Origin of the sequence: Streptomyces sp. NPDC048644 (assembly GCF_043199105.1) — a bacterium.
Lineage (GTDB): Bacteria > Actinomycetota > Actinomycetes > Streptomycetales > Streptomycetaceae > Streptomyces.
The window spans coordinates 260,792-283,178 of record NZ_JBICVO010000006.1 but is presented as its reverse complement, the minus strand read 5'-3'; the positions used below and the strand labels follow the sequence as shown (position 1 = coordinate 283,178).

Below are 22,387 nucleotides of genomic sequence, written 5' to 3'. Positions count from 1 at the left end.
GGTCAGGGCCGTTTCCACTTAGGCTTTGACAATAGGTAACGTGCAATGAGCAGGCCACCTTCCGGGGCGCTTTGTTCCACCCGGATCAGGCCGCGTTCGCACACACCCCGTGCGCCGTATCGGATACCGGGTGAGCCGCAATACGGCCACCGGCGGACCCCGGGGGCCGGACAGACGGAGGAGCAGCACGTGACCGTGGAAGGCACTGCCCAGCGGAAAACCACCCGCAGCGGCAGCAAGCGCACCACCGCCAAAAAGGCGTCACCGGCCAAGGCCAAGGCCGCTGACCAGGCGGAAAGGGATCAGCTCGTTCAACTGCTGACTCCCGAGGGAAAGCGGGTCGAGCACCCGGACTATGCGATCGATCTGTCCCCCGACGAACTGCGCGGTCTCTACCGCGACATGGTGCTGACGCGGAAGTTCGACGCCGAGGCCACCACGCTCCAGCGCCAGGGCGAGTTGGGCCTGTGGGCCTCGCTGCTCGGCCAGGAGGCCGCCCAGATCGGCTCGGGCCGCGCCCTGCGGGACGACGACTACGTCTTCCCGACCTACCGCGAGCACGGCGTGGCCTGGTGCCGCGGCGTCGACCCGACGAATCTGCTGGGCATGTTCCGTGGCGTCAACCACGGCGGCTGGGATCCCAACAGCAACAACTTCCACCTCTACACGATTGTCATCGGCGCGCAGACGCTGCACGCGACCGGTTATGCGATGGGTGTGCAGAAGGACGGCGCGGATTCCGCGGTCATCGCCTATTTCGGTGACGGCGCCTCCAGCCAGGGAGATGTCGCCGAATCCTTCACCTTCTCCGCGGTCTACAACGCCCCGGTCGTCTTCTTCTGCCAGAACAATCAGTGGGCGATTTCCGAGCCCACCGAGAAGCAGACCCGGGTACCGCTCTACCAGCGCGCCCGCGGATTCGGCTTCCCCGGCGTCCGCGTCGACGGCAACGACGTACTGGCCTGTCTCGCGGTGACCAAGGCCGCCCTGGAGCGGGCCCGCACCGGCCAGGGACCGATGCTGGTCGAGGCGTTCACCTACCGGATGGGCGCGCACACCACGTCCGACGACCCGACGAAGTACCGGGCCGACGAGGAGACGCTGGCCTGGGAGGCCAAGGACCCGATCCTGCGGCTGCGGACGTACCTGGAGGCCGAGGGCCTCGTCGACGACGCCTACCTCGCCGGGATCGAGGAGGAGAGCGACGCCCTGGGCAAGCGGGTCCGCGACGCCGTACGGGCGATGCCCGACCCGGACACCATGGCGATCTTCGAGAACGTCTATGCCGACGGGCACGCGCTCGTCGATGAGGAGCGCGCGCAGTTCGCCGCGTACCAGGCGTCGTTCGCCGACGCCGATGCCGCCGCGGAGGAGAACTGATCATGGCCGTCCACGAGAAGATCACCATCGCCAAGGCGATCAACGCCTCGTTGCGGGCCTCCATGGAGGCCGACCCCAAGGTCCTCGTGATGGGTGAGGACGTCGGCAAGCTCGGCGGCGTCTTCCGCGTCACCGACGGCCTTCAGAAGGACTTCGGCGAGGACCGGGTGATCGACACCCCGCTCGCCGAGTCCGGCATCGTCGGCACCGCGATCGGCATGGCCCTGCGCGGCTACCGCCCGGTCGTGGAGATCCAGTTCGACGGTTTCGTCTTCCCCGCCTACGACCAGATCGTCACCCAGCTCGCGAAGATGCACGCCCGCGCGCTGGGCAAGGTCAAGGTGCCCGTCGTCATCCGCATCCCGTACGCGGGCGGCATCGGCGCGGTCGAGCACCACTCCGAGTCCCCCGAGGCGCTGTTCGCGCACGTCGCAGGACTCAAGTGCGTGACGCCTTCGAACGCGTCCGACGCCTACTGGATGCTCCAGCAGGCCATCGCGGGCGACGACCCGGTCATCTACTTCGAGCCCAAGCGCCGCTACCACGACAAGTCGCGCCTGGACACCGAGGCGATCCCGGACCCGCTGCACAAGGCCCGGGTCACCCAGGCCGGTTCGGACCTCACGCTCGCCGCCTACGGGCCGATGGTGAAGGTCTGTACGGACGTCGCCAAGGTCGCGGCCGAGGAGGGCAAGTCCGTCGAGGTCGTCGACCTGCGCTCGCTCTCCCCCGTCGACTTCGACACCGTCCAGGCGTCGGTGGAGAAGACCCGCCGTCTGGTACTCGTGCACGAAGCTCCGGTCTTCCTCGGTCTTGGCGCCGAGATCGCCGCCCGCATCACGGAGCGCTGCTTCTACCACCTGGAGGCCCCGGTCCTGCGGGTCGGCGGCTTCCACTCCCCGTATCCGCCGTCCCGGCTGGAGGACGAGTACCTCCCGGGCCTTGACCGGGTGCTCGACGCCGTCGACCGCGCGCTGGCGTACTGAGGGGTTTGAGGAGAGCCGTGACCATGACTGCAACCGCCGCCCAGGCACAGCGTTTTCGCGAGTTCAAGATGCCCGACGTGGGCGAGGGACTCACCGAGGCCGAGATCCTCAAGTGGTACGTCCAGCCGGGCGACACCGTCGCCGACGGCCAGGTCGTCTGCGAGGTCGAGACCGCCAAGGCCGCCGTCGAACTGCCCATCCCCTACGACGGGGTGGTGCACACGCTGAACTTCGATGAGGGCAGCACCGTCGACGTCGGCACCGTCATCATTTCGGTGGACACCGACCCGGGCGCGGGCCCCGCCGACGCGCCCGCCCCGGCGGAGACCCCGGCCGCGCCCGAGGAGGAGGCCGAGCCGCAGGGCCGGCAGGCCGTGCTCGTCGGCTACGGCGCCGCCCCGTCGTCGACCAAGCGCCGGCCGCGCAAGGCGCAGCCGGGGGTTCCGGCCCAGCAGGAGCCGGTGACCGCGGGCCTTCAGGCCGAGCTGAACGGGCGGACCGCACCGGCACCCGCCCCCGAGCCGGTGGCGCCCGCCGTGCCGTCGGCGGGCCGCCCGCTGGCCAAGCCGCCGGTGCGCAAGCTCGCCAAGGACCTCGGCATCGACCTGGCCGCCGTGGTGCCGACGGGTGCCGACGGTGTCGTGACCCGGGAGGACGTGCACGCCGCGGCGTCCGCCGCCGCGCCGGTTTCACGTGAAACCGCCGGCGCGCCCGAGGAAGCCGCACCGGCCGTCGGCACGGTCGAGGCGTCCGCACGCGAGACCCGTATCCCGGTCAAGGGCGTGCGCAAGGCCACCGCGCAGGCGATGGTCGCCTCGGCCTTCACCGCGCCGCACGTCACGGAGTTCATCACCGTCGACGTCACCCGCACCATGAAGCTCGTTCAGGAGCTCAAGCAGGACCCGGACATGGCGGGCCTGCGCGTCAACCCGCTGCTCTTCGTCGCCAAGGCACTCCTGGTCGCCCTCAAGCGCCACCCGGAGGCCAACGCGTCCTGGGACGAGGAGCACCAGGAGATCGTGCAGAAGGACTACGTCAACCTCGGGATCGCCGCGGCGACCCCGCGCGGGCTGATCGTCCCGAACATCAAGGACGCCGGCGTCAAGACGCTGCCCCAACTCGCTGAGGAACTGAGCGCGTTGGTCGCCACCGCCCGCGAGGGCAAGACCTCGCCGGCCGCGATGTCCGGCGGCACGGTCACGATCACCAACGTCGGCGTCTTCGGCGTCGACACCGGTACGCCGATCCTCAACCCGGGGGAGTCGGCGATCCTCGCCTTCGGCGCGGTCAAGCTCCAGCCGTGGGTGCACAAGGGCAAGGTCAAGCCCCGTCAGGTCACCACGCTTGCCTTGTCGTTCGACCACCGCCTGATCGACGGCGAGTTGGGCTCCAAGCTCCTCGCCGACATCGCGGGCATCCTGGAGAAGCCGAAGCGGCTGATGACCTGGGGCTAGTGCCCGGGGCGGAAAAGAGCGGCCCGTGATCGCAACTGCGGTCACGGGCCGCTGCCGTCGATCGGCGGATGTCAGCCGCGGATGAGCTCCACGGCACGGCTGAAGTGCGCGACCGGGCCCGTCGGGGCCGACGGGTCGGCGTGCGCGGCGCTGCGGGCCAGGCTGGTGCCGGCCCAGACAGCGGCAACGAGCAGTGCCACCACAACGGTGTTCCGGGTGCGGCGGCCGGCGGTCGTCCTGGGCTGCATGGTGTTTCTCCCCCTCCGGTGCCGGAGCCTGTCCGGCTCCGCACCTCTATTCACCCATGGAATCCTCGCGGGTTCGTACGCGTCAGGTACGGATTCGGCTCCGACTTGAGACGTACCGGCTGTCCCCCTTCCGGCATACGAGGGGCGGGCGGGCCCGTCCGTCGTGGGGTGCGACCGGAAAGAATTTGCCGCTGCCGTCGGCGCTGTTTAGCGTCGGCGGCATGAGCAGCGACATGATCATCCGGCCTTATCGGTCAGCCGACGAGGCGGCCGTCACCGACCTGTGGTCGCGGGCGGTACGCCAGGCCCACCCCTTCATCCCGGGTGAGGGCGAAGGCGAACGGGCCCGCAGCCTGCGGGAGGTGTACCTGGTCACGGCGGACAACTGGGTGGCCGAACGCGAGGGCACCGTCGTCGGTCTGCTGGGGCTGCTCGGGCCGGAGATCGGCGGCCTGTTCGTCGCCCCCGAGGCGCAGGGCCGCGGCACCGGCCGGGCCCTGGTCGAGCACGCCGCCTCGCTGCACGGCGCGCTCACCCTCGAAGTCTTCGCGCGCAACGAGCGCTCCCGCAGGTTCTACGACGGCCTCGGCTTCACCGAGCGGGCCCGCCGGGTGGACGAGGAGACCGGCGAGGTGCTGATCGCGCTGGACCGTACGGCGCCGCTGCGCTCGGTGGGCTGGCTGCACCTGCGCGACGGGCGGCTGCTGAGCGTCCGCACGCGCGGCAACGACACGTTCTATCTGCCGGGCGGCAAGTACGAGGAAGGGGAGACCGCGCCCGAGGCGCTCTCCCGTGAGCTGGCCGAGGAACTGGGCCTCACGGTTCCGGCCGGCCGGCTGGCGGAGGCATTCGTCATCCACGACGTCGCCCACGGCCAGAACGGCCGCCGTCTGCACATGACCTGTTTCACCGGCGGCCCCCAGGACATCGAGCCGGTGCCCGGCCGGGAGATCGCCGAGTACGCCTGGTTCGACCGCCAGGAGGCGCGGGAGCGCTGTGCGCCCGCGCACTCCCAGGTTGTGGACCGGCTCGTGGCTCAGGGCCTGATGCGGGCCTGAGACCTGGCCGGGCCGGGACTCCGCGGTCCCGGCCCGTGCCGTCTCCCACGTGCACTCCGTGCCCTTCCCCGTCCGCATGGTGGAAGGCACAGGCGTTCGTATACCTGTTGTATCTATCCTGTGTGCATGCCACCAGCGTCTGCGCCCACCGTCCCGTCCCGGCAGCGCACCGGGACCGCCCCCACCAAGCAGCCACCGGCCGCCGAGCGGGTCTACACCCACGTCAAGGACGCCGTGCTCCAGCGTCGCTACGAGGGCGGCATGCTGCTCACGGAAGGCGAGCTGGCCGAGGCCGTCGGCGTATCGCGGACACCGGTGCGGGAGGCGCTGCTGCGCCTTGAGGTCGAAGGGCTGATCAAGCTCTACCCGAAGAAGGGCGCGCTGGTGCTGCCGGTCTCCGCGCAGGAGATCGCCGATGTGGTCGAGACCCGGCTGCTGGTGGAGAAGCACGCGGCGGCCAAGGCGGTGCCGGCGTCCAAGGCGCTGCTCGCCGAGCTGGCCGAGCACCTGGAGACCATGCAGGAGCAGGCCGCGGCGGGTGACCTGGCCGCCGTCTCCGTCGCCGACCGCTGCTTCCACGCCGCCCTCGTGCGCAGCGCGGGCAACCAGATCCTCGACCGGCTCTACGAGCAGCTGCGGGACCGGCAGCTGCGGATGGGTGTCGCGGTGATGCACGCCCACCCCGGCCGGATCGCCAAGAACATCACCGAGCACGCCGAGATCCTCGACGCCCTGCGCGCCGGTGACCCCGAGGCGGCCACCGGCGCCCTGCACCGGCACGTCAGCTGGGTCCGCAACCTCGCGCAGGGGGACGACCGATGAGCGGCACCACCGGCGTCGGCAACTCCCCGGCCCGCGCCCTCGGCGGCGATCCGCCCGGCGGCGGCAAGGCCATGGCCGTCTGGGGCATCGGCGTCGCCGTCTACTTCGTCGCGATCACCTACCGGACGAGCCTGGGCGTGGCCGGTCTGGACGCGGCCGAGCGCTTTCACATCAACGCCTCGGCCCTGTCCACCTTCTCGATCCTCCAGCTGCTGGTCTACGCCGGCATGCAGATACCCGTCGGCCTCCTGGTCGACCGGCTCGGCGCCAAGAAGGTGCTGGCCATCGGCGCGGTGCTCTACACCATCGGCCAGTTCGGCTTCGCGTTCTCCAGCTCGTACGGCATGGCGCTCGGCTCGCGTGCGCTGCTCGGCTGCGGTGACGCGATGACGTTCATCAGCGTGCTGCGGCTGGGCGCCCGGTGGTTCCCGGCCCGCCGCGGTCCCCTGATCGCGCAGATCGCCGCGCTGGTCGGCATGGCGGGCAACCTCGTCTCCACCCTGGTGCTGGCCCGGCTGCTGCACTCCTTCGGCTGGACTCCCACCTTCGCCGCCAGCGCGCTGGGCGGCGTCGTCGTCCTCGTCGTGCTGCTGGTCTTTCTCAAGGACCACCCCGAGGGCTTCGAGCCGCCGCCGGCTCCCTCCGGACACACCGGCATCGCCTTCATCCGCCGGCAGATCGCGGACGCCTGGCGCGAGCCCGGCACCCGGCTCGGCATGTGGATCCACTTCACGACGCAGTTCCCCGCGATGTTCTTCCTGCTGCTGTGGGGGCTGCCGTATCTCGTCGAGGCGCAGGGCCTGTCCCGGGGCACCGCGGGCGAACTGCTCACCCTCATCGTGCTCTCCAACATGGCCGTCGGCCTGGTCTACGGGCAGGTCATCGCCCGCCATCACGCGGCGCGGCTGCCGCTGGTGTTCGGAACCACCGCGGTCACCGCCGCGCTGTGGGCGCTCACCGTGTTCTGGCCCGCCGCGCATGCGCCGATGCCGCTGCTGATCGTGCTGTGTCTGGTGCTGGGGGCGTGCGGCCCCGCCTCGATGATCGGCTTCGACTTCGCCCGCCCGGCCAACCCGCCCGAGCGTCAGGGCACCGCGTCCGGCATCGTCAACATGGGCGGCTTCACCGCCTCGATGACGACGCTGCTGGCCGTCGGCGTGCTGCTGGACGCGACCGGCGACAACTACCGGATCGCCTTCGCCTCGGTCTTCGTCCTGGAGGCGATCGGCGTCTCGCAGATCCTGCGGCTGCGCAGACGCGCGGTACGCCGCGAGCAGGAGCGGCTTGTGGTGAGCCGGGTCGAGGCCGTTCACGTCCCCGCCTGAGGACCGGACGGCGGCGGGGCGGCGGCTCTTCACAGGGCGGGGCGGGATCAGCCGCGTCCCGCCCGTCCCGGTCGCTCCGCCCGCTCAACACCGCCGGGACGGGCCGCATCGCCGACGTTGTCTCCCTGGCGCCTCGCAGCCCGCGCCCCGCGTTCCAGGGGGCGCCCGCTGCGGGGCGCCAACGTCTCTACAGGGGCGGTCAGTTGACCGGGCGGATCGCCGGGTGGCGTTTCACGTGAAACGGCGTCATCGGCGTGCGTGGCCGACGGTCGGCAGGGGGCGGGGATCCAGCCGCCGCTGCCCTCGGGGCTTTCGTCGTCCCCCGTGCGCATGGCCCCGTCATGCCCCGTGCCGACGGCCCGCCGTGCTGCCTACGGCGTGACGGCGAAGTGGTCCAGGATCACGTCGGCCAGTTCACAGTCCCCGTCGATCTTGATCTGGTCGGCGACGGCGGCGGGCCGGACCCGGCCGCAGGCCAGCCGGGCGAAGATGTCCCACTCCAGCGCGAGGGTCACCGTCGGGCCGAGCGAGACGCTGCCGTTGACCGTGCCGTTGCCCTCGGCGTCGACGCGGACCGTGCGCATGAACTCCACAGCGCCCGCCACATCGAAGACCACCGCCGAGTCGGCAGGCGCCTGCGCCCGCTTGGCGACGATCCCGGGCAGTGTCTTCACCAGCAGATCACGGGTCACATACGCACCGGGCGAGTCGAGATTGCCCGGCTTGCCCAGCGCGCGGCGCAGGTCCTGCTCGTGCACCCAGACGTCGAACGCCCGCTGCTGCAGCACGAAATCGAGCGATCTGTCCTCGTCGAGCGGGCTGCGCACCACCGCGTCGGGCTGCCGGGTCTCGTTGCGCAGCTGCCGGGAGCGGCGGATGACGATGTATTCGAGCTCGGAGAGCATCTCCGGTGCGGTGTGGTGCCGGCGGACATCGACCTGGACCTCCATGCGGCGGGCCGACTCGCTGCGCACGTGGTAGAGGTCGCGCGGCAGCGAGTGGATCGGCCGCGGGTCGCCGAGCATCTCGCTTTCCATGCCGATGATGTGGGAGACGACATCGCGAACGGACCACCCTGGGAGGTCCGTTGCCCCGCTCCATTCGCTTTCGACGAGCGGTGTCACCAGCTCGACTACCGCTTCTATGGAGTGCGTCCAGGCATCGATGGAGGACTGAAGGCTGGGATGGACGGTCACGTGACCCCTCGGACGGTTCGTACGCGGGCTGCTGTCTGGCAGTTAAGTTACGCTGCGCACGGGCACCCCGGCAGTGCTTTCGGATGACCATCGTAGGTGGATTTCCGGCGGCGGCCCGGCCTGAGACCTTGAGCGGTGGTACTGTGCCCGCCCGCCTCGCTCCAGAACGGCGCATACCCTCCGCAAACGGTCAATTCCCGGCGCGTGCAGGCCGTTTGGTCCGGTCGCGGAGGGGGCGGAGGCCGCCCCGTGAACCGCGGCGCGGCCCGCCGCCGGCCGACGTCAGTTCTCGCCCCGCTCCCGCTCCGCCATCCTGATCACGCACACCGCGATCGCGATCAGCAGCGCCGGATCCGCGTCCTCCCGGACGACGTTGATGCCGTAGGTGTCGCGCAGGGTCAGCCAGCGCCGGGAGATCTCGGCGAGCAGTTCGCCGTCGTACTCGACCGCGAACTCCCGGTCGAGGATCTTGCCGCTGACGTCCAGCTCGGTGCCGTCCGCCAGCTCGACGCGGTAGTGGTGGCGCAGCAGCGAGAGCCGCTTGCGCTTGATGACCGCCAGCGTCCGGTCGTCCCGCTCGATGGTCATCGCGTCGCGCAGGCTCAGCACCTTCTTGCGGATGGTGATCAGCACCCGGCCGTCGGTGTCCTTCAGCTCGAAGGTCTCCCGCAGCCGCAGTGCCTTCCCGTCCACGAGAAAGACGTGCCGCCCGTGGTCGTCCTCGATCCAGTAGTCGTCACCGATACCGAAGATCCGGTCACGGACGAGGTACTTGCGCGAGTGCGGGGAGTGGTGCCCGGGGTATTGCTGCATGGGTGACGTGTTCCCCAGGGCCCCGGCGGAATGCGTACGCACCGGGGTGACGTTGAATGTGGACATGGCTTCACGTGCACGCGTCCGCGCCCCCGAGCTGACCGGCAAGGGCGGCTGGCTGAACACGGGCGATACCGACCTCACCCTCTCCGACCTGCGAGGATGCATCGTCGTCCTCGATTTCTGGACCTTTTGCTGTGTGAACTGTCTGCATGTTCTGGACGAGCTGCGCGAGCTGGAGGAACGCCACCGCGACACCGTCGTGATCATCGGCGTGCACTCGCCCAAATTCGTGCACGAAGCCGAGCACCAGGCCGTCGTGGACGCCGTCGAGCGGTACGGCGTCGAACACCCGGTGCTCGACGACCCCGAGCTGGCCACCTGGAAGCAGTACGCGGTGCGGGCCTGGCCGACCCTCATCGTCATCGACCCCGAAGGCTATGTCGTCGCCCAGCACGCCGGTGAGGGCCACGCCCACGCCATCGAGACGCTGGTCGACGAGCTGGAGGCGGAACACACGGCGAAGGGGACGCTGCGCCGCGGCGACGGCCCGTACGTACCGCCGGAGCCAGTCGCCGGTGACCTGCGCTTCCCCGGCAAGGCGCTGCGCCTGCCGTCGGGCACCTTCCTCGTCTCGGACACCACCCGGCACCAGCTCGTGGAGCTGTCCGACGACGGCGAGCGGGTGCTGCGCCGGATCGGGTCCGGCGAGCGGGGCCTGGCCGCCGGTGCTCTCAACGAGCCGCAGGGCCTGGCGCTGCTGCCCGACGGCAAGGTCGCCGTCGCGGACACGGTGAATCACGCGATCCGGGTGTTCGACCCCGAGAGCGGCACGCTGGAGACGGTGGCAGGTACCGGCAAGCAGTGGTGGCAGGGCTCGCCCACCTCGGGCCCGGCCCTGGAGACCGCCCTCTCCTCGCCCTGGGACGTGGCCTGGTGGCAGGACCGGCTGTGGATCGCGATGGCCGGCGTCCACCAGCTGTGGACGTACGACCCGGCGACCGGCACGGTCGAGGTCGCGGCGGGCACCACCAACGAGGGCCTGGTGGACGGGCCGGCCGCCGAGGCGTGGTTCGCGCAGCCCTCCGGGCTCGCGGCCGGCGGCGACCGGCTGTGGGTCGCCGACTCGGAGACCAGCGCGGTGCGCTGGGTGGAGCGCGCCGCCGGGAACGACGCCGGATATGTGGTGCGTACCGCCGTCGGCACCGGACTGTTCGACTTCGGGCACCGCGACGGCGCCGCCGAACAGGCTCTGCTCCAGCACCCGTTGGGTGTCACGGCGCTGCCCGACGGCTCGGTGGCCGTCGCCGACACGTACAACCACGCGCTGCGCCGCTTCGACCCCGCGAGCGGCGAGGTGAGCACGCTCGCGACGGACCTGCGCGAGCCGTCGGACGCGGTGCTCGCCGACGACGACATCGTCGTGGTGGAGTCGGCACGGCACCGCCTGACCCGGCTGCGCCTCCCCGATGAGGCGGTCCGCGTCGAGTCGGTCGCCCACCGCACCCAGCGCGCGGCCACCGAGGTCGCGCCGGGTGCCCTGCGGCTCGACGTGGTCTTCCAGGCCCCCGCGGGACAGAAGCTGGACACCCGCTACGGCCCGTCGACCCGGCTGCTGGTCAGCGCGACGCCGCCGGAGCTGCTGGCCGACGGCTCCGGCGCGGGCACCGACCTGGCGCGCGATCTGGTGCTCGCCGACGGCGTGACCGAAGGCGTGCTGCACGTCTCGGCGATGGCCGCGTCCTGCGACGACGACCCGGAGATCGAGTACCCGGCCTGCCATGTGCACCAGCAGGACTGGGGCGTGCCGGTCACGGTCACCGCAGGCGGACAGGCCCGGCTGGGGCTGGTGCTCGCGGGGCTGGACGCAGCGCCCTAGTCCACGGCGGCGGTTTCACGTGAAACCGCCGCCGTTCAGCGGCTGTTGGTCAGCTGTCGGTCCGGATCTTGGCCGCCAGCTTGGCGCCGGACAGCAGCCCGTTCCAGTTGGTGACCTTGGTGGTGCCGACGGAGATGTGATCGTTCTTCTCGTCGAAGGGGAAGTCGGTCTGCCCGATGGTCATGTCCGAGCGGTTGGTCATGAACTCGATGTGCACAGTCTTCTTCCGGGTGCCCTTGGCGGCGGGGGTGCCGGTCGGAATGACGGCGTATGCCTTGCCCTTCGAGGGGACGTCGACCTTGGTGTCGTCCATGAGGCCCGGCTCGCCCTGGAGCAGCGGCAGCGGTTTCGCGGCGTTGTCGAAGCGCAGCCGGGGCGCGTTGTGCAGCCGGCAGGTGGTGCTCGACGAGTTGAAGAAGGTGACCGTCACATAGCCCTGCGGGTCCGACTGCTGGGCGAACCGGATCTTGTAGTTGTCGGGCCGGCAGTCCCTGATCCGGTGCGCCGCGGCACCCGCGCCCGCGCCCGCTGCCGCCGCACCACCAGCGGCGGCGATGTGCTTCTTGCTCTTGTGGCTGGACGACGAGGAGTGCTTCTTCGACTTCTTCGAGTGGCTGTTGCAGCCCGTCAGTGCGAGCGTGCCGCACAGCCCGAGGGCCAGCGCGGCATACGCGGCGGAACGGCGGCGGGAGCGGTGTGCGGTCATCGGTGGTTCCCCCAGTGAGTTGCTGCGATCAGCTGAGCGTCTGTGTCATGGCATCGCCACGATAGCGATTCGCGTCCGATGCGCCAGGGCGGACCCGGCGGAGCGCGGAACCGGGCGGACGGAGCGTGCGCCGCCCGCCCGGACATGTCGCCATCAGTGCGGGCAGACCGGCAGCTCGGTGTTCTCCAACTGCTCGGGGCGGACGCGGATTCCCGGCATCCACGCCTCGCCGCCTGCGTGCTCGACGCGCAGCCAGATGCTGCTGTGCCCGCCCACCTCGTCGGTGACCGAGACGCCGTCGGCGATCCGGCAGCGGGCGTGCAGCACGTCGCCGTGCCAGACGTGCCCGACGACGTTGGAGCGGCCGTAGGACACGTACGGGTCGCGGGCCAGACCGAGCCCGCAGTTCGGGCTGCGGCTGTGCCGGCAGGCCAGCTCGACGTTGTTGACCGTGAAACGGGCGGTGCCGGTGACCGCGGGCGCCGCGTCCCCTGATCCTTCGGGTGCGTCCGCCGAGGTGCCGGTGAGCGTCGTGACGGCCACCGCGGCGGCGGCCAGGACGACGGCGGTACCGAGGCCGGCGAGCGCCAGGCGCAGCCGGCGGCGGCCCGGGACGGCAGCCGCCGGGTCCGCGGCTGCCGTGGTGTCCGGCGCCGCGGTCGCCTGCGCCACCGGGACGGGCCCCTCGCCCGCTTCGCCGCCGTGCTCCTCCGCGGGAGCCTGCGCCGGGGGCGTCTCGTTCGCCTCGTGGGCGCGGTGCAGCAGCTCGACGAGGGCGGGCAGCCGGTCCTCGCCGGTGAACGAGAGCTTGCACCACTGCACGAGCAGCCGTTCGTCGGGCAGGCTCTGGCCGCGCAGGTACCGCGAGAGGGAGGAGCGGCTGGCGGGCAGCCGGTTCTCCACGTCCGTGAGGCTGTAGCCCAGTTCACCGTGCATCCGCCGCAGGGCGGAGACGAACTCCCGTATCGGCCCCGACAGTTCGGCGGGCAGCGGGGCGAGCGGTTTGCGGCGGGCGTTCGCGGCGTGGTTCTGGTGGCCAGGCACGTCCCGCATTCCAGCACAGTGGGCATACGCGCGCGAGAGGCACTTCCGCTCCCCTGTGACGGAAGTGCCCCTCGTGACACGATCCGGACCGCACGCGGACCGAACCGTGAAGAATGCGCGCCCCGAAGGGCCGGGGATCAGTCCCCGAACGCCACCGGGCGGTACGGCGTGAACTCCGCGTCGCCGCCCGGCAGTCCGTAGGTCAGGCTCCGGTGGTCGGTGCCGTGGCCGCCGCGCTGTTCGTACGCGGTGTACGAGCGGTGTGCGGCGTCGTTCCACTTCTCGAAGATCACGACGTGCCGGGTGTCGCTGGTGCCGTCCGCGTCGATGAGCAGGTCACCGGGTTCGAGTTCGGCCGTCGTGATCGGGCGGGTGAGCGCGCGGCTGGTGGCCAGGCCCACGGTGTCGGTGCCGGGCGCGGGCAGGCCGAGCGCCATCGACGCATAGCCCGAGCAGTCCTGCCGGTAGCCGTCCTTCCAGACCTTCTCCTGGCTGTACGGGACCTGGGCGCCGTCGTCGGCGGTGAGCCAGGTGGCGGCCCGCCGGAGCACCTCCTCGCGGGAGGTGCCGGGCTGCTGGGGCGGCGGGCCGCCCTTGACCGGTATGCCGGGCAGCCGGTCCTGCGGTATGTCCACGGCGACCACGCTGAGGAAGCCGCTGACCGGCCCGGTGAGGTGCGCCATGAGCGTCGAGCAGGCGCTGTCCTCGCACACCGTGCGGCCGGTGTCGACCTGGTAGTCCGCGGTGATCCGGTCCTGCCCCGCGCCGGACGTGTTGAGCATCCCGACGGATGGCGAGCCGACGTCGGCCGAGGCGTGCACCACCCACCGGGTGCCCCAGGTGGGGAAGCCGGCGGCCTGCCGTGCCGCGGCGGGCGCCTCCGTCCCTGTGGGGGCCTGGCCGCCGTACGCCGCACCGGCGAAGCCCGCGACGCCGATGCCGGCCGCCGCGGCCGAGGGCAGCACCCTGCGCAGCACGGTGCGCCGGAGCGCGGGGCCGCCGCCCGCCGGTGCCGCTTTGCCGCCCGGTGTGCCGGGGGTCTCCGCAGGGCTTGTGCCGTGTGCCCTGTGCGTGGTGCCGTCGTCCTGCATCCGTTTCCCCTCCACGTCCAGCCGGTCGAGAAGCCGCCGGGCGTCCGGCCCCGACGGCGTTCACCATCGTCGGGCCGACGGCGGGCCGATCCGGCCGGGATCCGTCCCGTGGGACGAAGTCACTCCCGTTCCAGGGCTGTGACCTGCCCGAACGACCTGAGCGTGGATCAGGCGCGGGACAGCGGACGGCCCCGCGTGGGACATGACGGGACGTCGGGAGCGGGCATCTGCCGCAGGGGGAGGTGCGGCAGGGCGCCCGCTGGGGGATGCGGGCGCCCTGGTTCGGTGGGGCAGCCGTCGTGGGCTACCACTGGGTGGCGTCGGCGAGGTCCGACTGCCAGTACGTGACCCAGGCGCTGTCGTCGATGTACGCCGAGCCGCCCGGCAGTCCGACCTGCGCGGCGCCGCCCGAGCTGCCCTGCCCGTCGCGGCCGGCCAGGAGGACCGACAGGGAGGTCCTCGTGTGGCCGTGCGCGCCGCCGCCGTCGGCCGATGAGGTCAGCACCCCGGCGTAGCCGGACTCGCCGGGGGCGAGGCTGACGACCGCCTGCGGCTTGCTGTCGTCGAAGGAGGCGACGGGCGCCTGGTCGTCGTCGAACCGCAGGAACGGGTACGCGTACAGGTCGCAGGTGCTGCCCGAGGTGTTCTTGGCCTCCAGCAGCAGGTGGTTGACCGGCCGGGTGAGCGGCGCGGCGGTGAGGTGCAGGCGGGAGGCGTCGCAGGGCTGGTGGGGGCCGGTGTCGGCACTGCCGTTGCCGGAATTCGCGGCGGTGTCCTCCGCGTCCGGGCCGGTCGCGTTGCCGCCGGGCTCGGGGGACGGCTGCCCGGACGGCTTGCTGCCGCCGCCCTTGCCGTCCGAATCGCCCGCCCCGCTCGGCGCCGTCCCGCCGTTCCCGGCCGCCGGGTCCTTGGCGTCCTGCGGCGCGGGGTCGAAGTGCTTGGCGTCGTGCGTCTTGAGCGCATCGCCGCTGCCGCCGCAGGCGGTGAGGGTGAGCGCGGCGACGGCGGTCAGACCGGCCGCCGCGATCCGCAGGGTGCGACGCCGGGCGGCGCTCCGGCCGTTGCCGCGGCGGGCTGCGGCGTCGGGGGTGCGTGCGGTGCGGGGCATGAGGTCTCTCCCGTTGGGGGTGCGTCCTGCTGTGCCACCACACTGCCGCCCGCCGCTGCCGTGCCACTAACGGACGCCTAACGCACCGCCCGGCCCCGCCATGCCCCGCCCGCTCCGCTCAGCCGGTACCGCCGCGGCCCGCGCCGCCGTCCGTGTCTCCCGAATGGTCCTTCTCGTCCCGCGCGAACAACTGCGTGAGAGCGCTGATCGTGTAGACGTCGGTGGCTTCCTCGTCCACCAGGTGCATGTCGGCGAGCCGGTCCAGGCCGTCCTGGGTGCGCTCCGGGTCGTAGCCGGCCAGCGCCGCCGCCACCGAGGCGTTCAGGTGCCCGTCGGCGCTGGTGGCCAGGGCGCTCAGCAGCCGGGCGTCGTCGGCCGACAGCCGGGCGACGGACATCCGCAGCGCGGCGGCGATACCGGTGTCCTCGGCCGACAGCAGGGCCAGCCGCCGCTGTTCGTCACGCAGCGCGGCTGCCAGCCGGGCCAGCCGCCAGCGCGGTCTGGCCATCAGCTGGGCTGCGGCGGCCCGCAGCGCCAGCGGCAGCCCGTCGCACAGCGCGACGAGTTCCTGGGCAGCCGCCGGGTCCTCGGCGACGCGTTCCGCCCCGAGCATGGCGCCGAGCAGCGCCGCGCCCTCCGCGTGGCCGAGCGCCTGGAGGCTCACCGGGCGGGCGCAGTCGGTGGCGACCAGGCCGTCGAGCCTGCTGCGGCTGGTGACGACGGTGGCGCAGCTCAGGCCGCCGGGCAGCAGCGGCCTGACCTGCGCCGAGCTGCGGGCGTTGTCCAGGACGACCAGCAGCCTGCGGTCGGCGACCAGGGAGCGGAACAGCGCGGACGCGGCCTGCGCCGAGGTCGGCACCCGCTCCGGGGGCGTGCCCAGCGCCAGCAGGAAGTCCCGCAGGATCTCGGCGGGCGCCGCCTCGTCGCCCTCCCCGAAGCCGCGCAGATCGGCGAAGAGCTGCCCGTCGGGGAACGCCCCCGCGTACTGGTGCGCCCACTGCACGGCGCAGGCGGTCTTGCCGACGCCTGCCGGGCCCGCGACCACAGCCAGCGGACTCTCGCCCGTCGAACGGTCCGTCAAGGCGTCTGTCAGCGCGGCGAGTTGGTCCTGTCGGCCCAGGAAGCGGGCCGGCGGCCTGGGCAGCAGCCGGGGCGCGGAAGGCGTGCGTCCGCGGGCGCCGGAGCCTGCCGGGCCGCCCTGTGCGGGCACCCGCTCCTCGCCGGCCGCCGCTCCCGTGGTGCCACCGGTGCTCCGCTGCTGGGTGCCGCGCGCGGCGGATCCCGCCTCGCGCCGGTCGGCGGCCTCGGCCCGCAGGATCTCCTCGTACGCGTCGCGCAGCCGCTCGCCGGGGTCGACGCCCAGCTCTTCGTTGAGCAGCCGCCGGGTGCGGTGGAACCACTCCAGCGCGTCGGACTGCCGCCCGGTACGGAACAGCGCCCCCATCAGGCCGGCGATCAGCCCTTCCCGCAGCGGGTGGTTGACGGCGGCCGAGTAGAGGATGGCCGCGGCCTGTTCGTGCTCGCCGAGGGTGCCGTGCGCGCGGCCAAGCGCCTCGACCGCGGTCAGCCTGCGCTCCTCCAGGGCATGGGCGGCGGCGGCGAACGGCGGGCTGGTGACCGTGCCGGTCAGCGCCGGGCCGCGCCACAGCCCCAGTGCCTCGCGCAGCAGCGGTACGGCGTCGGCCGGTGCCTCCTCGGGCCGCGCCAGCGCGACCAGTTCACCGAACCTGTGGGCGTCGATCAACTCCTCGGGAAGCCGCAGGAGATAGGCCGATCCGTGGGTGGCCAGCTCGATGCCGTACGCGTCGGCGCCGCCCTCGGCGAGCGTCGCGCGCAGCCGCGAGACATGGCCCTGGACGACCGTACGGGCGTGTTCGGGCGGCTCGTCCTCCCACAGGGAGTCGATCAGCTGCTCCAGGGGGACGGTGGTGTTGGGCTGCAACAGGAGCAGCGCCAGCACACTGCGCCGTTTCGCGGGCCCGAGCGACAGCTCGCCGGAGCCGGACGTGACGGCGATCGGGCCCAGCAGTGAGAAGTCCAACTCAGCCCTCCAGGAAGGCCGTCAGGGCGTTCGCCAGCAGATACGGGTCTTCGGCGCCGCACAGTTCGCGAGCCGAGTGCATGGAGAGGATCGCGACGCCGATGTCGACGGTGCTGATGCCGTGCCGGGCCGCGGTGATCGGCCCGATCGTGGTGCCGCACGGCATCGCGTTGTGTGAGACGAACGCCTGCCAGGGAACGCCGGCCCGCTCGCAGGCGTCGGCGAATACCGCGCGCCCGCTGCCGTCGGTGGCATATCTCTGGTTGACGTTCACCTTCAGGATCGGACCGCCGTTGGGCATCGGGTGATGTCCGGGCTCGTGCCGCTCACTGTAGTTGGGATGCACGGCGTGCCCGGTGTCGGACGACAGGCAGAGGGTACCCGCGAGCGCCCGCGCCCGGTCCTCGTACGAGCCGCCGCGGGCGAAGACCGAACGCTCCAGGACGGTGCCGAGCAGCGGGCCGTCGGCGCCGGTGTCCGACTGGCTGCCGTTCTCCTCGTGGTCGAAGGCGGCCAGGACCGGAATGGCCGTCAGGTCGCCGCCCGCGCCGGCCGCCGCGACGAGCGCGGCGGTACCGGCGTGCACGGAGAGGAGGTTGTCCATCCGCGGCCCGGCGAGCAGCTCGCGCTCGCGCCCCAGGTAGGCGGGCGGCTCGATGCTGTGCACCATCAGGTCCCAGCCGCGTACGTCCTCGGGGGCGACGCCGATCTCCTCGGCCACGAAGGCGATCAGGTCGCCCTCGGCGACCTTGCCCAGGCCCCAAATCGGCGTCATGTGGCGCTGCTTGTCCAGCTTCAGACCGTCGGTGTTGACCGAGCGGTCGAGGTGCACGGCGAGCTGCGGCACCCGCAGCAGCGCCCGGTCGACGTGCACCAGGTGGTGTCTGCCGTCCCGCAGGGTCACCCGGCCGCTGAGGCCCAGGTCGCGGTCGAGCCAGGTGTTGAGCAGGGTGCCGCCGTAGACCTCGACGGCGATCTGCCGCCAGCCGTTCGCGCCGGTGTCGGGGACCGGCTTGACCCGCAGGTTGGGGGAGTCGGTGTGCGCCCCCACGATCCGGTACGGCGTCGCCGGGCCCGCTCCCTCCGGGACGTACCAGGCGATGATCGCGCCGCCCCGCAGGACGAACTTGCCGCCGCCGCTGCCGTCCCAGGCGTCCGTCTCCGCCACCTGCCGGAAGCCGGCCTCCGCCAGCCGCGCCGCCGCGTTCGCCACCGCGTGGTACGGGGACGGACTTGCGGCGAGGAAGGACATCAAGTCGTCGGTGTGGCCGCGATCGAAGCGGGCGGAGTTGGTCATGGATTCAGCATAAGGAGCCGGGCCCCCCGAACCCCGCCTGCGTGCGGGGTGACTCCGCTCCCTTCCGCTCTCTTCCGGCCAGGATGCGTGCAATCGCCATGAATGTGCCACGGGGGACGGGGATACGGCCGTGCCCGCCGCCCCGGGGGAAGGGCGGCGGGCACGGCCGTAACGGACGCCGGATCAGGGCGGACGCGCGCCGGACGGGCCGGCGCGGTCACCTCAGAACGCGGCCTCGTCCAGCTCCATCAGCGACTGGTCGACGGCCTCGGCCAGACCGCGCTGCACCGAGACACCCGGCAGGACGTTGTGGGCGAAGAACTTCGCCGCCGCGATCTTGCCGGTGTAGAACTGCTTGTCCTTCGCCGGGGCGCCGCCGAGCTTCTCCGCGGCCACCGCCGCGCCCTTGAGCAGCAGGTAGCCGATGACGACGTCACCGGACGCCATCAGCAGCCGGGTGGTGTTCAGGCCCACCTTGTAGATGGACTTGACGTCCTTCTCGGTCGCCGCGAGGTCGGTCAGCATCGCGCCGACGATCGCCTCCAGGTCGGCTGCCGCCTTCGCCAGCTCGCCGCGGGCCTGCTCCAGCTCCGCGCCGCCGGTGCCGGCCGCGAGGAACGTCTTGATTTCCTCGGACAGCACGGTCAGCGACTGGCCCTGGTCGCGGACGATCTTCCGGAAGAAGAAGTCCTGGCCCTGGATCGCGGTGGTGCCCTCGTAGAGGGTGTCGATCTTGGCGTCCCGGATGTACTGCTCGATCGGGTACTCCTGGAGGTACCCGGAGCCGCCGAAGGTCTGCAGCGACTGCGCCAGCTGCTCGTAGGACTTCTCCGAGCCGTAGCCCTTGACGATCGGCAGCAGCAGGTCGTTGAGGCGGGTGGCGGCGCTCGCGTCCTCGCCCGCGGCCTCCTTGACGAGGATCTCGTCCTGGACCGTCGCGGTGTAGAGCACCAGCGCGCGCATGCCCTCGGCGTACGCCTTCTGCGTCATCAGCGAGCGGCGCACGTCGGGGTGGTGGGTGATGGTGACGCGCGGCGCGGTCTTGTCGGTGAAGGCCGCCAGGTCCGGGCCCTGCACGCGCTCCTTGGCGTACTCAAGGGCGTTGAGGTAGCCGGTGGAGAGGGTGGCGATGGCCTTCGTGCCGACCATCATGCGGGCGAACTCGATGATCTTGAACATCTGGCGGATGCCGTCGTGCTTCTCGCCGAGCAGCCAGCCCTTGGCGGGGCGGTTGGCGCCGAACGTCATCTCGCAGGTGTTGGACGCCTTGAGGCCCATCTTGTGCTCGACGTTGGTCGCGTAGGCGCCGTTGCGCTCGCCCAGCTCGCCGGTCTCCCAGTCGAAGTCGTACTTCGGCACGATGAAGAGCGACAGGCCCTTGGTGCCGGGACCGGCACCTTCGGGGCGGGCGAGGACGAAGTGCACGATGTTCTCGGACATGTCGTGCTCACCGGAGGTGATGAAGCGCTTGACGCCCTCGATGTGCCAGGTGCCGTCCTCCTGCTGGACGGCCTTGGTGCGGCCGGCGCCGACGTCCGAACCGGCGTCCGGCTCGGTGAGCACCATGGTGGAGCCCCACTGCTTGTCCACCATCAGCTGCGCGATGCGGTGCTGCTCGTCGGTGCCCTCGTCGTACAGGACGCCGGCGAAGGCGGGGCCTGACGCGTACATCCAGATCGCCGGGTTGGCACCCAGGATCGTCTCGGCGAAGGCCCACAGCAGGGAGCGCGGCGCGGTGGTGCCGCCGATCTCCTCCGGGATGCCGAGGCGCCACCACTCGGCGTCCATGTACGCCTGGTAGCTCTTCTTGAACGTGTCGGGGACCGGCGCGGTGTTGGTGTCCGGGTCGAAGACCGGCGGGTTGCGGTCGGTGTCGGCGAAGGATTCGGCCAGTTCGTTCTCGGACAGCCGGGCGATCTCGGACAGGACGCTTCTGGCGGTGTCGACATCCATCTCCGCGAACGGACCGGTGCCGTACACGCTGTCACGGCCGAGCACCTCGAAGAGGTTGAACTCGATGTCGCGGAGATTCGACTTGTAGTGCCCCATGGGTACGGCTCCGTATCAATTCAGCAAGAGTGGCGCTCGTTACGCGATACCAGCTAGTAGCTACCGATGATGCTACCCACCGGTAATAAGGCGCAACCCTTTCCGCCCATCTGTGACGCGCGTCCCCTGCCGGAGGGGTCGCCTCCCTTGGGGCGCGGCCCCGTGCGGGAGTTCCCGGACGGGCCGGTGCGGCCCCCGCCGAATCAGTACGCTGTGCCGCATGTACGGCTATGACCAGAACCCGGGTGCCGGGCAGCAGCAGTACGGCGCGCCGCCCCCGCCGCCGCAACCGCCCTCCGGGGGCTACGGCGAGCAGCCGCTGTATCCGGAGCCGTCCCCGCCCTCGCTCGCCGACGCGGTGCGCGCCTTCACGACCGGCTCGATGTCGGCGGAGGACTTCCAGGGCATCTTCTCCACGTCCAAGATCTACTGCCCGCGCGGCGACAACCCCGGGTTCCTGGCGCTGCACAACACCCAGCAGCCGGTGATCCCGATGTTCACCTCGCTCAAGGAGCTGCGCCGGTACGCGGGCAAGGAGTCCAAGTACTTCGTCATCACCGGTGCCGAGGTGCTTGACCTGCTGCCCACCGGCTACGGCTTCGTGCTCGACATGGAGGGCGACCACCGGATGGTCTTCGACGCGAAGGCCGTGGAGCAGATGGTCGACTTCGCGATGCGCCGGATGTATGGCTAGACGCCATTGCTGCGCAGACGGCTGAAATTCCCCGTTTGACCTGGAGCGGCACCTGAGGGAATGCCGCACGCCTTGCAGGTTGTTCAGCATTCAACTAAGTTGAAACCCGAACGACCGAGGAGGCCGTCATGCCCGCAGTGACCGTAGAGAACCCGTTGACCCTGCCGCGTGTGGCGGCACCCACCGACGCGCGCAGCCGTCCGGTGCTGGCCGTCGCCACCGCGCCGACCGGTTTCGAGGGCGAGGGCTTCCCGGTGCGCCGGGCGTTCGCCGGCATCGACTACAAGCACCTCGACCCGTTCATCATGATGGACCAGATGGGCGAGGTGGAGTACGCGCCGGGAGAGCCCAAGGGCACGCCCTGGCACCCGCACCGCGGCTTCGAAACCGTCACGTACCTGATCGACGGCACCTTCGTGCACCAGGACTCGCACGGTGGCGGCGGCGTCATCAACGACGGCGACACCCAGTGGATGACGGCGGGATCCGGCCTGCTGCACATCGAGGCGCCGCCGGAGTCGCTGGTCATGTCCGGCGGTCTCTTCCACGGCCTCCAGCTGTGGGTGAACCTGCCGAAGAGCGACAAGATGATGGCCCCCCGCTACCAGGACATCGGCGGCGGCCAGGTCAAGCTGCTGACCTCCGCCGACGGCGGTGCGCTGCTGCGGCTGATCGCCGGCGACATCGACGGCAACAAGGGCCCCGGCGTCACCCACACGCCGATCACCATGCTCCATGTGTCGGTGAACCCGGGCGCCGAGGTGACCATCCCGTGGCGGGCCGACTTCAACGCCCTCGCGTATGGCCTGGCCGGGCGCGGCACGGCGGGCGCGGAAGGACGTCCGTTCCGGATGGGACAGGCGGTCGTCTTTGGCTCCGGTGACGCGCTCACGATCCGGGCGGACGAGAGCCAGGAGTCACGCAGCCCGAACTTCGAGGTCGTGCTGCTGGGCGGGCTGCCGATCCGCGAGCCGATGATGCACTACGGCCCGTTCGTGATGAACACCCACGCCGAGCTGGCCCAGGCCTTCGAGGACTTCCAGGCAGGGCGGCTGGGAACGGTGCCGACCGACGCGGGCTGACCGCGCGCGCCGGGGGTGAACTCCGGTGAAGGGGGCGGCGTTTCACGTGAAACGCCGCCCCCTTCCGCATGCCAGGACCCGGTCCCCGGACGATCCCGCGGCCGGGACGGCACG

Annotated in this window: 19 protein-coding genes; 9 read left to right on the top strand and 10 right to left on the bottom strand. The window is 71.5% G+C overall.

Features of this window, described 5'->3' with window-relative positions; genetic code table 11:
• Nucleotides 1-189 precede the first annotated feature (189 nt).
• The 3 genes from pdhA to ACGFNI_RS16335 are packed head-to-tail and all read left to right on the top strand — an operon-like array spanning nucleotide 190 to nucleotide 3,820.
• Entirely contained in the window at nucleotides 190-1,380 is a 1,191-nt protein-coding gene (gene pdhA, locus ACGFNI_RS16345) for a pyruvate dehydrogenase (acetyl-transferring) E1 component subunit alpha (RefSeq protein WP_393684286.1), read from the top strand.
• Nucleotides 1,381-1,382: 2 nt separating this feature from the next.
• Nucleotides 1,383-2,366: an alpha-ketoacid dehydrogenase subunit beta gene (locus tag ACGFNI_RS16340; protein WP_393684285.1), complete on the top strand. Its 984-nt coding sequence runs from the start codon at nucleotides 1,383-1,385 to the stop codon at nucleotides 2,364-2,366.
• 23 nt (nucleotides 2,367-2,389) lie between these two features.
• Nucleotides 2,390-3,820 (top strand): dihydrolipoamide acetyltransferase family protein, encoded by a 1,431-nt coding sequence (locus ACGFNI_RS16335; protein ID WP_393684283.1) that lies wholly within the window; start codon nucleotides 2,390-2,392, stop codon nucleotides 3,818-3,820.
• A 71-nt stretch (nucleotides 3,821-3,891) separates the two neighbouring features.
• Here the strand turns inward: ACGFNI_RS16335 and ACGFNI_RS16330 are convergent, their stop codons facing one another.
• Entirely contained in the window at nucleotides 3,892-4,068 is a 177-nt protein-coding gene (locus tag ACGFNI_RS16330; protein ID WP_393684282.1) for a hypothetical protein, read from the bottom strand.
• Nucleotides 4,069-4,289: 221 nt separating this feature from the next.
• Between ACGFNI_RS16330 and ACGFNI_RS16325 the strand changes: the two genes are divergently transcribed.
• The 3 genes from ACGFNI_RS16325 (at nucleotide 4,290) to ACGFNI_RS16315 (ending at nucleotide 7,273) form a co-directional block, all read left to right on the top strand.
• Nucleotides 4,290-5,126: a GNAT family N-acetyltransferase gene (locus ACGFNI_RS16325; protein ID WP_393684281.1), complete on the top strand. Its 837-nt coding sequence runs from the start codon at nucleotides 4,290-4,292 to the stop codon at nucleotides 5,124-5,126.
• Nucleotides 5,127-5,252: 126 nt separating this feature from the next.
• The gene (locus ACGFNI_RS16320; protein WP_393684279.1) at nucleotides 5,253-5,948 is read left to right on the top strand and encodes a GntR family transcriptional regulator; all 696 of its coding nucleotides are present in this window, start codon (nucleotides 5,253-5,255) and stop codon (nucleotides 5,946-5,948) included.
• A complete protein-coding gene (locus tag ACGFNI_RS16315) occupies nucleotides 5,945-7,273 on the top strand; it encodes a nitrate/nitrite transporter (protein WP_393684278.1) in 1,329 nt (442 codons plus the stop codon). The genes ACGFNI_RS16320 and ACGFNI_RS16315 overlap by 4 nt, the downstream gene beginning before the upstream one ends.
• Nucleotides 7,274-7,644: 371 nt before the next feature.
• Here ACGFNI_RS16315 and ACGFNI_RS16310 read toward each other — a convergent pair whose 3' ends face one another.
• Both ACGFNI_RS16310 and ACGFNI_RS16305 read right to left on the bottom strand, forming a co-directional pair.
• Nucleotides 7,645-8,469, bottom strand: coding sequence for a maleylpyruvate isomerase family mycothiol-dependent enzyme (locus ACGFNI_RS16310; RefSeq protein WP_393684276.1), 825 nt, complete (start codon nucleotides 8,467-8,469; stop codon nucleotides 7,645-7,647).
• A 282-nt stretch (nucleotides 8,470-8,751) separates the two neighbouring features.
• On the bottom strand, nucleotides 8,752-9,282 hold the full coding sequence (locus tag ACGFNI_RS16305; RefSeq protein WP_393684275.1) for an LURP-one-related/scramblase family protein: 531 nt from the start codon (nucleotides 9,280-9,282) through the stop codon (nucleotides 8,752-8,754).
• Nucleotides 9,283-9,346: 64 nt separating this feature from the next.
• On the opposite strand from ACGFNI_RS16305, the gene ACGFNI_RS16300 reads away from it, so the two are divergent.
• Nucleotides 9,347-11,161, top strand: a complete 1,815-nt coding sequence (locus tag ACGFNI_RS16300) for an NHL domain-containing thioredoxin family protein (RefSeq protein WP_393684273.1) — start codon at nucleotides 9,347-9,349, stop codon at nucleotides 11,159-11,161.
• Between the two features lie 49 nt (nucleotides 11,162-11,210).
• Here the strand turns inward: ACGFNI_RS16300 and ACGFNI_RS16295 are convergent, their stop codons facing one another.
• The 7 genes from ACGFNI_RS16295 to ACGFNI_RS16265 all read right to left on the bottom strand — a co-directional run bounded on the left by ACGFNI_RS16295 (nucleotide 11,211) and on the right by ACGFNI_RS16265 (nucleotide 20,497).
• A complete protein-coding gene (locus ACGFNI_RS16295) occupies nucleotides 11,211-11,867 on the bottom strand; it encodes a DUF4232 domain-containing protein (protein ID WP_393684272.1) in 657 nt (218 codons plus the stop codon).
• 153 nt (nucleotides 11,868-12,020) lie between these two features.
• Nucleotides 12,021-12,920 (bottom strand): helix-turn-helix domain-containing protein, encoded by a 900-nt coding sequence (locus ACGFNI_RS16290; RefSeq protein ID WP_393684270.1) that lies wholly within the window; start codon nucleotides 12,918-12,920, stop codon nucleotides 12,021-12,023.
• 128 nt (nucleotides 12,921-13,048) lie between these two features.
• Nucleotides 13,049-14,002: a hypothetical protein gene (locus ACGFNI_RS16285; RefSeq protein WP_393684269.1), complete on the bottom strand. Its 954-nt coding sequence runs from the start codon at nucleotides 14,000-14,002 to the stop codon at nucleotides 13,049-13,051.
• 304 nt (nucleotides 14,003-14,306) lie between these two features.
• Entirely contained in the window at nucleotides 14,307-15,110 is an 804-nt protein-coding gene (locus tag ACGFNI_RS16280) for a DUF4232 domain-containing protein (RefSeq protein ID WP_393684268.1), read from the bottom strand.
• A 118-nt stretch (nucleotides 15,111-15,228) separates the two neighbouring features.
• Nucleotides 15,229-17,151: a BTAD domain-containing putative transcriptional regulator gene (locus ACGFNI_RS16275; RefSeq protein WP_393684266.1), complete on the bottom strand. Its 1,923-nt coding sequence runs from the start codon at nucleotides 17,149-17,151 to the stop codon at nucleotides 15,229-15,231.
• Between the two features lies 1 nt (nucleotide 17,152).
• The gene (locus ACGFNI_RS16270; protein WP_393684264.1) at nucleotides 17,153-18,448 is read right to left on the bottom strand and encodes a M18 family aminopeptidase; all 1,296 of its coding nucleotides are present in this window, start codon (nucleotides 18,446-18,448) and stop codon (nucleotides 17,153-17,155) included.
• Nucleotides 18,449-18,670: 222 nt separating this feature from the next.
• Nucleotides 18,671-20,497 carry an acyl-CoA dehydrogenase gene (locus ACGFNI_RS16265; protein ID WP_393684262.1) on the bottom strand — a complete coding sequence of 609 codons (1,827 nt, stop codon included), beginning with the start codon at nucleotides 20,495-20,497 and terminating at the stop codon, nucleotides 18,671-18,673.
• A gap of 220 nt (nucleotides 20,498-20,717) precedes the next feature.
• Between ACGFNI_RS16265 and ACGFNI_RS16260 the strand changes: the two genes are divergently transcribed.
• Complete coding sequence (locus ACGFNI_RS16260; RefSeq protein WP_393684260.1) at nucleotides 20,718-21,191, top strand: SseB family protein; 474 nt, start codon at nucleotides 20,718-20,720, stop codon at nucleotides 21,189-21,191.
• Nucleotides 21,192-21,319: 128 nt separating this feature from the next.
• Entirely contained in the window at nucleotides 21,320-22,273 is a 954-nt protein-coding gene (locus ACGFNI_RS16255; protein WP_393684258.1) for a pirin family protein, read from the top strand.
• Nucleotides 22,274-22,387: the final 114 nt, after the last annotated feature.